General features: G+C 71.7%; 17 protein-coding genes. 9 read left to right on the top strand and 8 right to left on the bottom strand.

All coding sequences use genetic code 11. The features are described 5' to 3' along the window. Window positions 1-13: 13 nt before the first annotated feature. Genes H293_RS0129160 through amaP form a run of 4 tightly spaced genes read left to right on the top strand, consistent with a single transcriptional unit; the run spans window position 14 to window position 1870 of the window. The gene (locus tag H293_RS0129160; RefSeq protein WP_020121359.1) at window positions 14-208 is read left to right on the top strand and encodes a hypothetical protein; all 195 of its coding nucleotides are present in this window, start codon (window positions 14-16) and stop codon (window positions 206-208) included. Further along, window positions 205-603 carry an Asp23/Gls24 family envelope stress response protein gene (locus H293_RS0129155; RefSeq protein WP_020121358.1) on the top strand — a complete coding sequence of 133 codons (399 nt, stop codon included), beginning with the start codon at window positions 205-207 and terminating at the stop codon, window positions 601-603. The genes H293_RS0129160 and H293_RS0129155 overlap by 4 nt, the downstream gene beginning before the upstream one ends. Next, window positions 600-1286, top strand: coding sequence for a DUF6286 domain-containing protein (locus tag H293_RS0129150; RefSeq protein WP_020121357.1), 687 nt, complete (start codon window positions 600-602; stop codon window positions 1284-1286). The genes H293_RS0129155 and H293_RS0129150 overlap by 4 nt, the downstream gene beginning before the upstream one ends. Window positions 1287-1291: 5 nt before the next feature. Continuing rightward, the gene (amaP, locus tag H293_RS0129145; protein ID WP_020121356.1) at window positions 1292-1870 is read left to right on the top strand and encodes an alkaline shock response membrane anchor protein AmaP; all 579 of its coding nucleotides are present in this window, start codon (window positions 1292-1294) and stop codon (window positions 1868-1870) included. 77 nt (window positions 1871-1947) lie between these two features. On the opposite strand, the gene H293_RS0129140 is transcribed toward amaP, so the two are convergent. The 3 genes from H293_RS0129140 to H293_RS0129130 all read right to left on the bottom strand — a co-directional run bounded on the left by H293_RS0129140 (window position 1948) and on the right by H293_RS0129130 (window position 5392). Then, a complete protein-coding gene (locus tag H293_RS0129140; protein ID WP_020121355.1) occupies window positions 1948-2703 on the bottom strand; it encodes an SDR family oxidoreductase in 756 nt (251 codons plus the stop codon). Between the two features lie 5 nt (window positions 2704-2708). Then, complete coding sequence (locus H293_RS0129135; protein ID WP_020121354.1) at window positions 2709-4493, bottom strand: glycoside hydrolase family 15 protein; 1785 nt, start codon at window positions 4491-4493, stop codon at window positions 2709-2711. 101 nt (window positions 4494-4594) lie between these two features. Further along, window positions 4595-5392 carry an SURF1 family cytochrome oxidase biogenesis protein gene (locus H293_RS0129130; RefSeq protein WP_020121353.1) on the bottom strand — a complete coding sequence of 266 codons (798 nt, stop codon included), beginning with the start codon at window positions 5390-5392 and terminating at the stop codon, window positions 4595-4597. Window positions 5393-5517: 125 nt separating this feature from the next. Here H293_RS0129130 and H293_RS0129125 point away from each other — a divergent pair, with 125 nt between their 5' ends. Then, entirely contained in the window at window positions 5518-5766 is a 249-nt protein-coding gene (locus H293_RS0129125; RefSeq protein WP_028808291.1) for a hypothetical protein, read from the top strand. A gap of 94 nt (window positions 5767-5860) precedes the next feature. Here the strand turns inward: H293_RS0129125 and H293_RS0129120 are convergent, their stop codons facing one another. Next, window positions 5861-6844: a DEDDh family exonuclease gene (locus tag H293_RS0129120; RefSeq protein WP_020121351.1), complete on the bottom strand. Its 984-nt coding sequence runs from the start codon at window positions 6842-6844 to the stop codon at window positions 5861-5863. Window positions 6845-6932: 88 nt separating this feature from the next. Between H293_RS0129120 and H293_RS0129115 the strand changes: the two genes are divergently transcribed. After that, complete coding sequence (locus tag H293_RS0129115) at window positions 6933-7658, top strand: VIT1/CCC1 transporter family protein (RefSeq protein ID WP_020121350.1); 726 nt, start codon at window positions 6933-6935, stop codon at window positions 7656-7658. A 273-nt stretch (window positions 7659-7931) separates the two neighbouring features. On the opposite strand, the gene H293_RS0129110 is transcribed toward H293_RS0129115, so the two are convergent. Next, window positions 7932-8828, bottom strand: coding sequence for an IS982 family transposase (locus H293_RS0129110; RefSeq protein WP_028808289.1), 897 nt, complete (start codon window positions 8826-8828; stop codon window positions 7932-7934). A gap of 93 nt (window positions 8829-8921) precedes the next feature. Between H293_RS0129110 and H293_RS0129105 the strand changes: the two genes are divergently transcribed. Genes H293_RS0129105 through H293_RS0129095 form a run of 3 tightly spaced genes read left to right on the top strand, consistent with a single transcriptional unit; the run spans window position 8922 to window position 11580 of the window. Then, window positions 8922-9788, top strand: coding sequence for a sterol desaturase family protein (locus tag H293_RS0129105; protein ID WP_020121348.1), 867 nt, complete (start codon window positions 8922-8924; stop codon window positions 9786-9788). Continuing rightward, a complete protein-coding gene (locus tag H293_RS0129100; protein ID WP_020121347.1) occupies window positions 9785-10501 on the top strand; it encodes a lysoplasmalogenase in 717 nt (238 codons plus the stop codon). Before H293_RS0129105 ends, H293_RS0129100 begins: the two co-directional genes overlap by 4 nt. A gap of 35 nt (window positions 10502-10536) precedes the next feature. Beyond that, entirely contained in the window at window positions 10537-11580 is a 1044-nt protein-coding gene (locus tag H293_RS0129095) for a zinc-dependent alcohol dehydrogenase family protein (protein WP_020121346.1), read from the top strand. A 16-nt stretch (window positions 11581-11596) separates the two neighbouring features. Here H293_RS0129095 and H293_RS0129090 read toward each other — a convergent pair whose 3' ends face one another. The 3 genes from H293_RS0129090 to H293_RS0129080 all read right to left on the bottom strand — a co-directional run bounded on the left by H293_RS0129090 (window position 11597) and on the right by H293_RS0129080 (window position 15713). Beyond that, a complete protein-coding gene (locus H293_RS0129090; protein WP_020121345.1) occupies window positions 11597-12604 on the bottom strand; it encodes a CopD family protein in 1008 nt (335 codons plus the stop codon). Window positions 12605-12715: 111 nt separating this feature from the next. After that, window positions 12716-14086, bottom strand: coding sequence for a CoA transferase (locus H293_RS0129085; protein WP_020121344.1), 1371 nt, complete (start codon window positions 14084-14086; stop codon window positions 12716-12718). A 61-nt stretch (window positions 14087-14147) separates the two neighbouring features. Next, the gene (locus H293_RS0129080; RefSeq protein ID WP_028808287.1) at window positions 14148-15713 is read right to left on the bottom strand and encodes a S8 family peptidase; all 1566 of its coding nucleotides are present in this window, start codon (window positions 15711-15713) and stop codon (window positions 14148-14150) included. Between the last annotated feature and the right edge of the window lie 86 nt (window positions 15714-15799).

Below are 15799 nucleotides of genomic sequence, written 5' to 3'. Positions count from 1 at the left end.
TAGGGAGCGCACGATGAGCATGGCCGTGGTCGGCATGATCGCCGGCATGGCGCTGGGCTTCGCAGGATATTTCGGCGGGTTCGGCGCCTTCCTGCTGGTGGCGGCGCTGGGCGCCATCGGCTTCGTCGTCGGCCGGTTCCTGGAGGGGGACCTGGAGATCGGCGACTTCTTCCGTACCCGTGACGACCGACGCGACCGGCGGCCATGACGTCCGTGAGCAGTGAGAGCGGCACGGCGGACGGGCTCCGCGGGCCCCTGCCCGCGACCCGCGTTCCGCCCGGTGAGCGAGGGTCGACGAGGATCGCCGACCGGGTGGTCGCCAAGGTCGCGGGACAGGCGGCCCGTGAGGCGCTGGGAAAGCTCCCCGCCGAGGCCGGGCGCCCGCACGCCACCGTCGTCGTCCACCACGAAGTGGCCCGCATCCGCATGCACCTCGAACTCGACTACCCGTGCGACATCGGCGCGCGGTGCCGAGGGGTGCGTCAGCACGTGGTCGAGCGGGTAGTCGCGTTGGTGGGCATGGAGGTGTCGGAGGTCGCCGTCCAGGTGGAGCGGCTGTATTCGGCACAGACGCACGGCGCGGCACAGGGGAGGACGCGATGAGCGAGCCCCAGGGCTCCGAAGGCACCACACAACGACTGCCGGTCATCGAGCGGGCGGCGGAACCGGACCAGCGCGAGCAGTCCGGGTCGGCGACGGCGTACGGACCACCACCCGTACCGGAGGCGGAGGCGGGCGGCGGCGCACGCCGTTTCTGGTCGGCGCGCAGGGTTCCGGCCGGGATCGTCGCCGTGCTGCTCCTGCTCGTCGCGGGGATCTTCCTGTACGACATCGCGGCCGTCCGGGCCGACCGGCCGGGCATGCACTGGCGCCGCGCACTCTCCGCGCAGCTCGCCGAACGCCCCCTGGACGACATCTGGGTCCTGATCGGCGCCGGTGTCGCCGCGGCCCTGGGCCTGTGGCTGATCGTCCTGGCCGTCACACCGGGTCTGCGCCGCCTCCTCCCGATGAGCCGCACCCACCCCGACGTCCGCGCCGGCCTGCACCGCGACGCGGCCGCCATGGTGCTGCGCGACCGGGCCATGGAGGTGTCCGGCGTCCAGTCCGCACGCGTACGCATGAGGCGGCGGAAGGCCGACATCCGCACGGTCTCCCACTTCCGTGAACTGGACGACGTACGCGCCGACCTGGACGCCACCCTTGCCGAGGCGATCAGGGGACTGGGACTGGCCCGGCCGCCCGCCCTGTCGGTGCACGTGGCGCGAACGACCGGGAAGAAGGGCTGAGGGCGATGTCCAGGACCGTCAACCGCGTACTGATCGGCCTGGTGGGCCTGGTGCTCCTGGTCGTCGGCGGCTCGGTGCTCGCCGTGGGCCTCGGCCTCGACCCGCCCTCCTGGTGGATCCACGACGGCAAGAAGGACGTCCTGCTGAGCGACGCGGAGCGCACCCGCTGGGAGGGCGAGGGCTGGTGGTGGCCGACGGTCATCGCCGCACTGGCGCTCGTGGTGCTCCTGACCCTGTGGTGGCTGACGTCGGTGCTGCGCAGGCGCCGGCTCACGGAGGTGCGCGTCAGCACGGGCGACGGCGAGGGCGCGCTCCTGAGGGGCCGGGCCCTGGAAGGCGTACTGGCGAGCGACGCGGGCCAGTTGGACGGCGTACAGCGAGCCCAGGCACGCCTGAAAGGCCGTCCGGACGCCCCGGAGACCCACGTACGCCTCCACCTGGAACCGCACGTGGACCCCGGAACAACGTTGAGCTATCTGACGGCAGAGGCCCTGGCGCACGCTCGCGATTCAGCGGGGCTCGATTCGCTTCCGGCCGAGGTCCGCATGACCGGCGTCAAGCACAAGGCGGAAAGGGTGAGTTAAGGGCTTTCAGGGGCGCGGGGCTGTATCAATGTGCGGCTCCGCCGCGTGGGCGCGACCAGCCTCCACCGGCCCGCACCTTAAAAACCGTGCCGCAGGCCCCCATCAACAGGCAGCATCACCCCGGTCAGATATGAAGCAGCCGGCGACAGCAAAAACGCCGACACCCGCCCGAACTCCTCCGGCGTCCCATACCGCCGCAACGGAATCCGGGACTCGTTCGCAGCCCGAGTCGCCTCCGGGTCCGCGGACAACGCGTCCAGTTCGCGCACCCGATCCGTGTCGATGCGCGACGGCAGGAGCCCGACGACCCGAATCCCGCGCGGCCCCAGCTCGTCCGCGAGGGACTTCGCGAACCCCGCGAGACCGGGCCGCAGTCCGTTCGAGATGGTCAGCCCCGGGAGCGGCTCATGCACCGACGCGGAGAGCACGAACCCGATGACACCCCCCGCCGCCAGCTCCGCCGCGGCCGCCCGAGCCAGCCGGACCGCCCCGAGGAACACCGACTCGAACGCGGACTGCCACTGCTCGTCCGTGTTGTCGGCGACAAAACCGGGCGGGGGCCCGCCGACACTGATGAGCACACCGTCGAAGCCGCCGAAGTGCTCGCGCGCGGTGGCGATCAGCCGCTCGGGCGCCGACGGATCGGCGTTGTCGACGGCCACGCCCACGGCGTTCGGCCCCAACTCCGCGGCCGCGGCGAGCGCTCGCGTCTCCTCCCGCCCGGTCACCACGACCTTCGCCCCGTCCGCGACCAGAGAACGCGCGGCCGCGTTGCCGAGCCCCCGGGTCGCTCCGGTGACGACGTACACACGGTCCTTCAGTCCAAGATCCATGGCTCCTATCCTGCCCCCTCGCCCCCGTACAGGGTGAGGGCGGTGGTCACCAGACCGATGTGGCTGAACGCCTGCGGGAAGTTGCCGAGCTGGACGCCGGCCACCGGGTCGTACTCCTCGGACAGCAGCCCCACGTCGTTGGCCAGCCCCAGCAGCCGTTCGAACAGCTCCCGCGCCTCCTTTGTGCGGCCGGTCATGTGGAGGGCGTCGGCGAGCCAGAACGAGCACACCAGGAAGGTGCCCTCGCCGCCGGGCAGCCCGTCGACGGGGGTCTCCTCGGCGCTGTACCGCCGTACCAGTCCGTCGTGTTCCAGCTCCGCGCGGATCGCGTCGATGGTGCCGACCACCCGGGGATCGTCGGGCGGCAGGAAGCCGGTGCGCGGGATCAGCAGCAGGGACGCGTCGAGTTCGCGTGAGCCGTAGTACTGGGTGAAGGTGTTGCGTTCGGGGTCGTAGCCCTTCTCGCAGACCTCGCGGTGCACCTCGTCGCGCAGCGCGCGCCAGCCGTCCGGGGCGCCCTTCAGGGCCGGGAAGGCCTCCAAGGCCCGCACCGCGCGGTCGGCGGCGACCCACACCATGACCTTCGAGTGGACGAAGTCGCGGCGGCCGCCGCGCACCTCCCAGATCCCCTCGTCCGGCTGCCGCCAGGAGGAGCGGAGGAAGTCCAGCAGGACGCTCTGCAGGGACCACATGTGCGGCTTGGCGGGCAGGCCCGCCCGCCGTGCCAGCGACAGCGAGTCCATGACCTCGCCGTACACGTCCAGCTGGAGCTGCTTCACGGCCTCGTTGCCGATGCGTACCGGCGTGGAGCCGCCGAAGCCGGACAGCCACGGCAGCTCGAACTCGGGCAGTCGCCGCTCGCCCGCCACGCCGTACATGATCTGGAGGTCCGCCGGGTCGCCGGCGACCGCGCGCAGCAGCCAGTCCCGCCAGGCCTCGGCCTCCTCCAGGTAACCGCACTGCACCAGGGCCGCCAGGGTGAGGGTGGAGTCGCGCAGCCAGCAGTAGCGGTAGTCCCAGTTGCGCACCCCGCCCATCTCCTCCGGCAGCGAGGTGGTGGCCGCGGCCACGATGCCACCGGTCGGCCGGTAGGTGAGCGCCTTCAGGGTGATCAGGGAACGGACCACGGCGTCCCGGTGCGGACCGTCGTAGCGGCAGCGCGCCGCCCACGCCTGCCAGTCGGCCACGCTGCTCTCCAGCGTCTCGAAGGGGTCGATCAGCGGGGGACGCGGCTCGTGCGAGGGATGCCAGGTGAGGACGAACGCGACCTTCTCGCCCGCCTCGACGGTGAACTCCGAGTGCGTCCCGAAGTGCTCGCCCCAGGTGCGCACCGGGGGCTCGCTGCGCAGCCATGTCGCGTCCGGTCCCGCGATGGCCACCCGGTGCCCGTCCGCCCTGCGCACCCACGGCACGATCGAGCCGTACTCGAAGCGCAGCCGGAGCGTGCTGCGCACGGTGACCCGGCCGCGGAGCCCTTCCACGACGCGTACGACGTCGGGCGCGACATCGCGCTGCGGCATCAGGTCGGTGACGCGCACCGCGCCCTCGTCGGTCTCCCACTCGGTGTCCAGGACGAGGGTGTCGGGGCGGTAGGCGCGCCTCGTGCACCGGTCAGCGTTCTTCGGAGCGATCCGCCAGTGGCCGTTCTCCTCGTCCCCGAGCAGTCTGGCGAAGCAGGCCGCCGAGTCGAAGCGGGGCAGGCACAGCCAGTCCACGGAGCCGTCCATGCCGACCAGGGCGGCGGTCTGTTCGTCGCCGATGAGGGCGTAGTCCTCGATACGGGGGTGCACGCTGTGCGGTTTCCCGGCCGGCCGTGCGGGCAATCAGGGGTGGGGCCGGGGGAGTGACGGCGCCGAGCAGGGCCAGCCGCACCTGCTGCCGGGCCGGTGGGTCACACCGCGGCCGGCTCCGCCTGCGCAGCGCCTTCCCGCTCCGCCTTCTCCCGGCGGTCACGGAGCTCGCGCCGCACGAGGACGACCCACCCGATCGGAACGCCGACGGAGAACAGCCACCACTGGATGGCGTAGGCGTAGTTCAGCGCGGCGTCCTCCTTGCCGGGGTTGCCGCCGATCAGTTCCGGGCTGTCACCCTTCGGCTCGGGTGCCGTCTGGGCGATGTACCCGCCGAGCACCGTGGCACCGAGCCGCTCGGCCTCCTGCTCGCTGTTGATCAGCATGACCTGGCGGTCCGGCAGCCCCTTGAGGTTCTTGATGCCGCTCGCCGCGGTCGTCTCGTCGGGCATCAGCCGTCCGGTGACGGTGATCTCGCCCTGCGGGGGGGCGGGGACCTTCGGGAACGCGGTCTGGCTCGGACCGTTCGCGGGGATCCAGCCCCGGTTGACCAGCAGCACCTTGCCGTCGTCGAGGACGAACGGGGTCAGGACGTGGTAGCCGACCTCGTCGTCGGAGTTGGTGCGGCGCCGGACGACGACCTCGTCGGCGGTGTCGAAGTGTCCCTTCGCGATCACGCGGCGGTACCGGTCGTGGGTGGTGACCGTGTGTCCGGGCGAGGTCATCCGCTCCACGGGCACCGGCTTCGCGGTCAGCGCGTCGGAGACCAGCTGGTTGCGGGCGGTGCGCATCTCGTAGCGGTGCATCTGCCAGATGCCCAGCCTGATCATCGTGGGGATGAGGAGCAGGGCGACCAGCGTGAGGATCACCCACTGCCGGGACAACAGGAAGCGGTACACCCCACGACCGTACAACTCGGACCGCGGGGTGTTCCCACAGGGGTGTGCTCGGCCCCCGTCGCCGATCCCACCCGAGCGACGCTCTCGGCTTGCGAGGGCAGGCCGCGCCCCCGACGATTCGGCTTATGACACGTTGCGAAGTGTGTGGGAACGACTACGAGCTGGCCTTCACCGTCGAGACGAAGGACGGCGCACGCCACGTCTTCGACTCGTTCGCCTGCGCGATCCACCGCATGGCACCGATCTGCGAGCACTGCCGGGTGCAGATCATCGGCCAGGGCGTCGAGGTGGACGGTCACTGGTTCTGCGGCGCGCACTGTGCCCGCGCGGAGGGCAAGGCCGGCATCGTGGACAAGGTCGGGTCGGCTGTGTGACCGACGCGACGGTGCGTTCCGTACGGCCGTCCCCTCCGTACGGCCCATTCGCTCCGTACGGTCATTCCTTCCGCCCGGTCACCCTTCCGTACGGTCATCCCTCCGACGCCGGCTCCACATCCCGGAGAAGCTGCCCGAAGGCCGCCTCGTCGACGACCGGCGTGCCGAACTGCCGGGCCTTGACCACCTTGGACGTGCCCGAGTCCGGGTCGTTGGTGACGAGCAGGCTGGTCAGCCGGGAGATGCTGGTGGCGACATGCAGCCCGGCCTCGATCGCGCGGTCCTCCAGGAGGTCGCGCTCGATCGAGGTGTCCCCGGAGAAGGCGATCCGCATGCCCTGTTTGAGTGGTTTGCCGTCCTCGAACCGCCCCGGGTTGGGGTAGGGGCACGCGGGCCGCTTGCGGGTGGGCCGCCAACTGGTGGTCCGGTAGCCGCCGTAGCCCGCCGACTGCCGGGGCACCGCCCGGTCCGTCCACTCGGTCAGCGGCCGGCACTCGTGCAGCGGCAGCCGCACACTGCGCGCGGCGGCGGCCCGCAGGCTCGGCCGGAAGGCCTCCGCCAGCACGCGCGCGTCGTCGAGGGCATGGTGCGCCCGCTGCTGTACGACACCGAAGTGGGCCGCCAGCGACTCCAGCTTGTGGTTGGGCAGCGGCAGGCCGAGCTCCTTCGACAGGACGATGGTGCACAGCCGCTGGCTCACCGGCGCGACCCGGCCCGCGCGCGCGTACTCGCGGGCGATCATCTGCCAGTCGAAGACGGCGTTGTGCGCGACGAGCACGCGGCCGTCGAGACGGGCCGAGAACTCGTCGGCGACGTCCTGGAAGAGAGGGGCGCCTTCGAGCGCGTCGCTCGTCAACCCGTGGATCCACACGGGGCCCGGGTCGCGCTCCGGATTGACCAGCGTGTACCAGTGGTCCTCGACCTCGCCGCGGGCGTCAAGTCGGTAGACGGCCGCGGAGATTATCCGGTCGTCGCGGGCCAGGCCGGTGGTCTCCACGTCGACGACCGCGTATCCCTGCGGATACGCGGTCGGCCACGCTGTGGGGGAGGACGCTGCGGTCGTCTGGTCTTCGAGCATGGTTCATGAGGATACGGGCCACGACTGACAGTCCCTCACGGCGGCGTCGGTGCGCGGCTCGCGAGGACCGGGGTGCGATCCTCCGGGGATGACCGAAGAGGGTGTGAGTGGACCGGTGCACGGCGAGGCGCACGGTGGTGGGCTCGGCGCCCGTCTCAACTGGCTGCGCGCGGCGGTCCTCGGCGCGAACGACGGCATCGTCTCCACGGCGGGCCTCGTCGTCGGCGTGGCCGGCGCCACGAGCGACCGCGCGGCGTTGCTGACGGCGGGTCTGGCGGGCCTGCTGGCCGGCTCGATGTCCATGGCGGCCGGGGAGTACGTGTCCGTGTCGACCCAGCGCGACTCCGAGATGGCCGCGCTGGCCGTGGAGAAACGGGAGCTCCGCGAACAGCCCGAGGCGGAGCTGGAGGAGTTGACGGAGCTTCTGGAGGAACGCGGCCTGTCCCGTGACGTGGCCCGTGAGGCGGCGCGGCAACTCACGGAACGTGACGCACTCCGGGCGCACGCACGCGTGGAGCTCGGCATCGACCCGGACGAACTCACGAACCCCTGGCACGCGGCCTGGGCGAGCTTCCTGGCGTTCACGGTGGGGGCGCTGCTGCCGCTCCTCGCCATGGTGCTGCCACCGTCGGGGTGGCGGGTGCCGGTGACCGTGGTGTCGGTGGTGGCGGCGCTGGTGCTGACGGGGTGGAGCAGCGCGTGGTTGGGGACGGCGCCGCCCGGGCGGGCGGTGGTGCGGAATGTGGCGGGCGGGGTGCTGGCTATGGGGGTCACTTACGGGGTGGGGTCGCTGTTGGGGGCGGCGGGGATCTAGCCGCTCCTCGCCGGGACTCGCCTGGTACCGTCCCGTACGGGGTGGAGGCCAAGTCGCCCACCGGGCCCGGTAGTTGATCAGCGGTTGTGCGCGGCGGACCTGGATGCCGGGCGGGCGGTCGGCCAGCCGTTCGTGCTCCGGCGGCGAGGCGTGCGCCCCCCGCGATCCGCCTGCCCGGCACCCGCGCCCTTGGCGGAGATCGCCAAGAAGCAAGCGCGTACCACCGGTAATACTTGTGGGTAACAACGTCTAGACGAGTAGTTCCGATGTCGCTTAGTGGTCGTAGGCGATCAGTGACCTGGTGATGGGTGCGCCGGTGGTGCGGTTGTGCCAGATTGCGCAGGTCATCGCCAGGATCCGCTGGGCCACTCGGACGCCGACACCGTCGATGGTGCGTCCGCCGTGCTGTTCGAGGTCGAGCTGGCCCTTGAGGGTGTCGTTGACCGACTCGATCAGTTGGCGGACCGTCTTGAGCAGGGGTTCGGCCGGGTGCGGGATGCCTCGGTTGCGGTAGGAGGGCCGGAGCAGTTGGACGCCGTGGGTGTCAAGGAAGCGGTCGAGTTCGGCGGCGATGTAGCCCTTGTCGGCCAGGATCAGCAGGCCGGGCCGGGTGGCGGCCAGGTCCGGCTCGTTGTCGATGAGTGCGGCCAGGACCTGTCGTTCGTCGATCTTGGGGTCGGCCAGGGCCCAGGTGACGGGCAGGCCGGTAGGGGTGCACACGAGGTGGAGTTTCAGGCCCCAGTAGAAGCGGGAGTGGGAGCGGCAGTAGCCGTAGTTCGCCCAGCCGGCGAGGTCGGAGCGGCGCACGGTTTCGCGGGAGCGGGCGCACTCGACGGGGGTGGAGTCCACGATCCACAGCGGGTCGAGCCACAGGTCGGTGTCGGCGGCCAGGGATCGGATGGCACGTTTGACCAGGGGCAGAGCGGCCCGCAAACGCTTGTTGTAGGCCGGGCGCTGGGGCAGATAGGGGAACAGGCCGTGTAGATGCGCGTGGGCGAAGCGCAGCCAGCGGGCTTCGCAGTGAAAGCCCAGGATGGCCTGGGCCACCGCCAGCGTCACGAGTTCCGCGTCGGTCAGCCGAGGCGGGCGCCCGCGCCAGCGCGGGGTCTTCAAACGGTCATCGACATGCACGTACAGTGCCGTCAAGAGGGTGTCTAAATCGGTCGTCACAACCCGATGTTGGACACCCTCCCTACGTCTGAGAACCCCGCAATCGGAACTACTCGTCTAGCCGTGCCCGGCCGGCGGTTCTACGGTGCACGCATGCCGAACCTCCCCGACGTCGTGGTCTGGTCCATCCCCGCCTTCGTGCTGCTCACCGTCATCGAGATCATCAGCGTCCGCATCCATCCGGACGAGGACGCGGCCGGCTACGAGACGAGGGACGCCGCCACCAGCATCGGCATGGGACTCGGCAGCCTCTTCTTCGACTTCTTCTGGAAGATCCCGATCGTCGCCGTCTACACCGCCCTGTACGAGTTCACCCCGCTCCGCGTCCCCGTCCTGTGGTGGACGGTCCCTCTGATGCTGCTCGGGCAGGACTTCTTCTACTACTGGTCCCACCGCGGCCACCACGTCATCCGCATCCTGTGGGCCTGCCATGTCGTCCACCACTCCAGCCGGAGGTTCAACCTCACCACCGCGCTGCGCCAGCCCTGGACGACCCTGACCGTCTGGCCGTTCTACGTTCCCCTCGTCGCCGCCGGCGTCCACCCGGCCGCGCTCGCCTTCTGCTCCTCGGCGAACCTCGTCTACCAGTTCTGGATCCACACCGAGCGCATCGACAAGATGCCCCGCTGGTTCGAGTCCGTCTTCAACACCCCGTCCCACCACCGCGTCCACCACGCCTCCCAGGGCGGCTACCTGGACCGCAACTTCGGCGGCATCCTCATCGTCTGGGACCGGCTCTTCGGCTCGTTCGTTGCCGAGACCGAACGGCCTGTCTACGGGTTGACCAAGAACATCAACACGTTCAACCCGATCAAGGTGGCCACTCATGAGTACGTAGCGATTCTCAAGGACATCAAGAAGGCACGGAGTTGGCGCGAGCGGGCCGGCCGCGTCTTCAGGGGGCCGGGCTGGGCACCCGCACCGCTGCCGGAGACGGCCGGGGAAACCGTGCCCGCGTGAGAACCCCGAGCACCCACGCCGCCCGCCACGCACTCCTCACGGTCTTCGCCCTCACCGGCGCCGTCGACCTCACCTCCCTGGCCGTCGGCTTCGCTCCCGGCCACACCGTCGCCAAACCCCTCCTGATGCCCCTCCTGGCCGCGTACTGCGTCGCGTCCGGGGCGCCCCGGCTCCTGGTCGGCGCCCTCCTGTGCGGCTGGGGCGGCGACGTCCTGCTGCTGTCCGACGCCGACCCCGCCTTCCTCGCCGGCATGGCCTCCTTCGCGGCCGGCCATGTCTGCTACCTCGCGCTCTTCCAGGCCTACGGCCGCCCACGCGCGCGTGTCGGTCTCCTCGCGCCCGCCTACGCCACCGCCCTCGCCGTCACCGTCGTCGCGCTGTGGCCGGACCTGCCCGCCGGACTGCGCGTGCCCGTCGCCGGCTACAGCGTGCTGCTCACGGCGATGGCGTGCGCGTCGGCCGTGCGGTTCGGGGCGCGAGCCGGACTGGGCGGCGCGCTCTTCCTCCTCTCCGACACCCTCATCGCCACCGGCGTCGCCGACTGGCCCCAGCTCCCACGGCCCGAGTTCTGGATCATGCTCACGTACGTCGCCGCGCAGTTCCTGCTGGCCGGCGGCACCCTGCGAGCCCTCGAAGCGCGCCCGGGTCCGATGGCGACGTACGGTGAGGTGCGCTCGACCAAGCGCCCGACCCCGCGCTCGACCACCCCCTGAGCGCAGCCCGACCTCGCACGAGAAGGACCCTTGCCATGCGCGCCACCACCATCCACGCCCCCTACGACATGCGCGTGGAGGACGTGCCCGAGCCCGTGGTGCAACTGCCCACCGACGCCGTGCTCCGGGTGCTGCGCGCCTGCATCTGCGGCAGCGACCTGTGGGCCTACCGCGGCGAGGCGGCGCGGCGGCCGGGGCAGCGGATCGGCCACGAGTTCCTCGGCGTCGTCGAGGAGACCGGCTCCGAGGTCGCCACCCTCAGGCGGGGAGATCTCGTCGTCGCGCCCTTCATGTGGTCCGACGGCGTCTGCGACTACTGCCGCGAGGGCCTGACCACCTCCTGCGAGCACGGCGGATTCTGGGGTTCCGTCGGCTACGACGGCGGCCAGGGCGAGGCCGTCCGCGTCCCCTTCGCCGACGGGACCCTCGTACGGCTGCCCAAGGAGGCGGCCTCCGACGACCACCTGCTGTCCTCCCTGCTGACCCTGTCCGACGTCCTGGGCACCGGGCACCACGCGGCCCTCGGCGCCGGAGCCCGCCCGGGTGCCACGGTCGCCGTCGTCGGCGACGGAGCCGTCGGCCTGTGCGCGGTGCTCGCCGCCAAGCGGCTCGGCGCCGAACGGATCATCGCCCTGGGCCGCCACCAGGTCCGCACCGACATCGCGCGCCGCTTCGGCGCCACCGACGTGGTCGCCGAGCGCGGGGACGCGGCCGTCGAGGCCGTCCGTGAACTCACCCGGGGCCAGGGCGCACACGCCGTCGTCGAGGCCGTCGGCACCGAACAGTCCATGCGTACGGCGGTCAACATCACCCGCGACGGCGGCGCCATCGGCTTCGTCGGTGTGCCGCACGGCAGCGGCACCGGCGTCGACCTCAGTGTCATGTTCGACCGGAACATCGCCCTGCGCGGCGGCGTCGCACCGGTCCGCGCCTACATTCCCGAGCTGCTCCCCGACGTCCTGGACGGCACCGTCGACGCCTCACCCGTCTTCGACATGACCGTCGGCCTGGAGGGCGTCCCCCTCGGCTACAAGGCGATGGACGAGCGCACCGCGCTCAAGGTCCTCGTCACCAACTGACCGTCACCGGGCGGCTCTACCAGCGGATCGGCAGCGGCAGCGCCGTAAGCAGTCCCGACACCACGACCACCAGCCCCAGCGCGACGACCTCCACGCGCGCGGGGGCGCAGGCGGTCAGCGGGTCGGGGGCGCGCCGCAGCCGGGTCCGGGCCCACAGGGCGAGCGCGGCGACGACCGCCACGAGGAGCACCTTGGCGAGCAGAGTGCGTCCGTAGGCCGTGTCCGTCAGCTGTTCCAGGATCGTGCCGGGCGGCATCCGGCGCAGCGAACTCCACACACCGGTAGCGGAGATGGCGGCGAGCAGAACGGCCGCCACGCGCGCGTAGAGCCCGAGCAGTGCCGCGCCCGGCTCTCCGGGACCCCACCGGCGCAGCGTCCGCAGCACGTGCAGCAGTCCGCCCGCCCACAGCGCCGCGCAGGTCAGGTGAACCGCCGTCAGCCCGGAGCCGACCAGGGGACTGTGCTCGGTCGCGGGATGCGCGCGCAGGGCCTCCGCCACCACCACGGCGGACAGGGGCCACACCTGGACGGCCGGGCGGCCCGAGCGGGCACACAGACCGGCGATCAGGAACGCGTTGACCTCCAGCAGGGCCACCTTGCCGTCCCGCGAGGCGTACAGGCCGCCGACATCGATCTCGGAGAGGCTGTGGGGCACGAGATTGCCGGTCGCCACGACCGAGGCCAGACCCAGCGCGGCGAGGAACCCGGCGGCGGCCGCGCAGGGAGCCCAGGAGCGCGGGGCGGCCGGGGGAGCACCGGGCACCGAACGGGCCGTCCGGCGCACGAACAGCTCGCCCAGTGGCACGCACAACGCCGCGAACAGCACCGTCCGCAGCAGGGCCACCCCACCGGTCCCGGGCGCGGCGGCCTCCCCGGTGCCGTGCAGCGCGGCGGACGGACCGAGCAACGGGATCGCCACGGCCAGTACGGCCAGGGCGAGGACGGCGACCGCCCGACCGGTGCCGGGACGCCGCGAGGTGCCGCGCGCGTCGGTCACCTCGGAGGTGGGTCTGGTCAAGCTCACCCCACGATCTTGACCACAGTGGACAGAACCGGGCAACTGCGGGAAAACAAGTGGTCGTACAGCATTCCACCCATACGGACGCTTCCGGTGTCCCTGCCGGTTCAGGCCCGCTCAGTGCCAGCGCGCGGCATCCCTCCCCCACGGCACCGGCGGCCGGTCCCAGTCCGCCGGGCCGCCCTCGAAAGAGACCGGCGACAGTGCGTACCGCAGCCGTCCCAGCGCACTGTCCGTCTCCGACAACCAGGGTGCCGGGCCGTCGTAGGAGTCGCTTTCGACGTCCTCCGAGTGGCCTTCGACGTCCCCCGCGACCATGTCAGTCCTGTCGCCCCTGCCGTCCCTGCCGTCCACCCCGTCCGTCAGCCACCGGGCCGTCCGCGCGAGCGCCAGCCGCACGAACCGGCTCCCGCCCTCGTCCGCCTGCTCGGTCAGCGCCCGCAGCACGGCAGCCGCCAGCAGATAGCCCGTCCCGTGGTCGAGGGCCTGCGCGGGCAGCGCGCCCGGCCGCTCCGCCGAGCCCTCCAGGACCGCGATCCCGGTGGCCGCCTGGACGAGGCTGTCGAACCCTCGCCGTTCACGCCAGGGCCCGTACGCGCCCCACGCCGACAACTGCGCGACGACCACCCCGGGCCGCCGCTCCGCCAGCGCCTCGGCGGACAGTCCGAACCGGTCCAGGGCGCCCGGCCGGTACCCGGTGACGACCACGTCCGCCGCCGCGAGCAGCTCCTCGAAGGTCTGCCGGTCGGTGGCCAGGTCGAGCGTCGCGGACCGCTTCCCGAGACCGGTGTCGGCGTGCTGGTCCGCCAGTTCGGGAAGCCGGGGCGCGTCCAGGCGCAGGACGTCCGCGCCGAGCAGGGCGAGCGTGCGGGTGGCGACCGGGCCCGCGAGCACCCTTGTCAGGTCCAGGACGCGCAGACCGGCGGCCGGCAGCAGGGGAGAGGTGTCCGGCGGAGCGAAGGCACGCACGCGTGCCGTGTCCAGCCGCCCCTGTTCGACCAGGGGCCGTTTCGCGATGTCGGCGGCCTGCGGGTGTGCGGCCCACTCCGCGGGGGAACGCAGGGCGACGGCGAGACCCCCGGCCGCGTACACGGTTTCCTCGACCTCCAGGGCGGACCGCTCGGCGAGCGCCGCTTCGACGGCCGCCGTGTCGTCCGGCACGCCCAGGGCGTCGAGCAGCCGCGCCCGGTGGTGCGGGTAGTTCGCGTGGGTGCGTACCCAGCCGTCCGCCGTCCGCCAGAACCGGGACAGCGGTGCGAAGTTGACCGGCGCGCGACCATTGATCAACAGGTGTCGTTCGCTCAGGAAGGCGGTGGCGACCGCCCCGTCGTCCACCCGCGCTACCGGCACCTCGGCGAGGCCGGCCCGCCGCGCCGCGAGTCCGGCGGCGGCCAGCGTGCACTCGGCCACACAGGTCCGCGCCAGCTTCTGCACGGGAAGGCGCCCCTGAAGAGCGCCCTCCCGCACCACGAACTTGATTCCAGTCATGACTGCACTATGCAGTATTGACTGAATCAATATATGGACGAGCCTTGATCGTCCTGTACCGCTACTTCGTCACGGCGTCCAGGGCGTCCACCGTGCCCCAGCCGTAGAAGCCGTTGCGGTTCTTGGACCCCTCGCACACCGCGTCGACCTTGCCGTCGCCGTTGATGTCGTACGGGTCGGTGCACGGCGTGGCGTCGGCCTCGGCGTACAGCAGCGCCTTCACCAGGGCCGGCGGGGCGTACGGGTGCGTCGACTTGATCAGGGCGGCCACGGCCGCGACGTGCGGCGAGGCCATCGACGTACCGGCCATGTAGCCCCACTTGCCGCCGGGCAGCGTGCCCAGGATCAGACCGCTGGTCGCGGGCGGCGCGGGCGTCTGGTATGCCGTCGAGTCACCGCCGGGCGCGGCGACGTCGATGACGCCCAGGCCGTGGTTGGAGAAGGACGACTTGATGCCCTTGGCGCCGGTCGCCGCGACGGTCACGACACCCGGCAGCTGGGTCGGTATGTCGAAGCACTCCGACGGGTCGATGACCCGGTCCGAGGGCGTGCCGTCGTTCGGCGAGACCGGGTCGGTGATCTCGTCGGCCGCGAGGTCGTAATTCTCGTTGCCGGCCGCGGCGACGTTGACCACGCCCCGCTTCTCCGCGTACCGCGAGGCCCGGGTGACCGCGTCCACGAGGGCCTTCTGGTCCGGGTCGTCGGTGCAGTTGAAGTACCACGGGTCGGTGTAATAGCTGTTGTTGGTGACGTCGACGCCGTGCGTGGCCGCCCACATGAAGCCGCAGACCACGGCCTCCGTGTAGAAGTAGCCCGCGGTGGTCGACACCTTGATGCCCGCCACCCTCACGCCGGGCGCCACACCCGTCATGCCGACACCGTTCTTGGCGGCCGCGATCTCACCGGCCACGTGCGTGCCGTGCGGGCTCTCCTCGGCGCTCGGCCGCCACGCCCCGTCGCTGGTGTCCGGCTTGCCCGTCACGCAGTTGACCGACGCGGCCCGGTCGAAGTTCGGCGCGAGGTCCGGGTGGGTGTCGTCCACGCCGGTGTCGATCACGGCGACCGTCACCTTGCTGCTGCCCAGCGACTTCTCGTGCGCCTTGTCCGCCTTGATGGCGGGCAGGTCCCACTGCAGCGACTCCAGGGGGTCCTGGCCGGCCGCCGCGGCGGTCTGCGCGGCGGCCATCTGCGTCGAGCTGAGCGCCTTCGGCGTGCCCTCGTCGGTCGTCGACTGCGCGGGCAGCGGCGCGTTGCGCGTGTTGCCCGCCGACTCGACCCCGCGGACCTTGCGGATCGTCTTCGCGAAGTCGGGGTTCGACGAGTGGACGACGATCACGCCGATCTGGTCGTACGACGTCACGATCGTGCCGCCGGCCTTGCCGATGGCCTTCTTCACCTGGGCGGAAGGACCGTGCCCCGGGCGGACGTTGACGACATAGCTGAGCGCCGTCCCGTCCGCGGCGGCGGAGGCGAGGACGTCGCTGACGGCACCGGGGCCGACGGCAGCGGTGCTGGACAGGCCGGTCGCGGACGCCGTGGCTCCCGGCAGGAACGCCATGGCCGTCGCGATGGCCATACCGAGCGGGATCGCGAGTGTGCGCCGATAGCGCGGGTGGGGCCCAGTCATGATGCGAATCTCTCCAGTTCGTTCTCGGTGTGAGCGGTCCAGGCGGGTAGTGCCGTGCGAGTGGTGCCGGGTCGGGCGAAATCGCG

The organism is Streptomyces canus 299MFChir4.1 (assembly GCF_000383615.1).
GTDB classification, from domain to species: Bacteria; Actinomycetota; Actinomycetes; order Streptomycetales; family Streptomycetaceae; genus Streptomyces; species Streptomyces canus_C.
The sequence above is the reverse complement of the archived record's forward strand: the minus strand, read 5'-3'. Positions and strand labels throughout refer to the sequence as shown.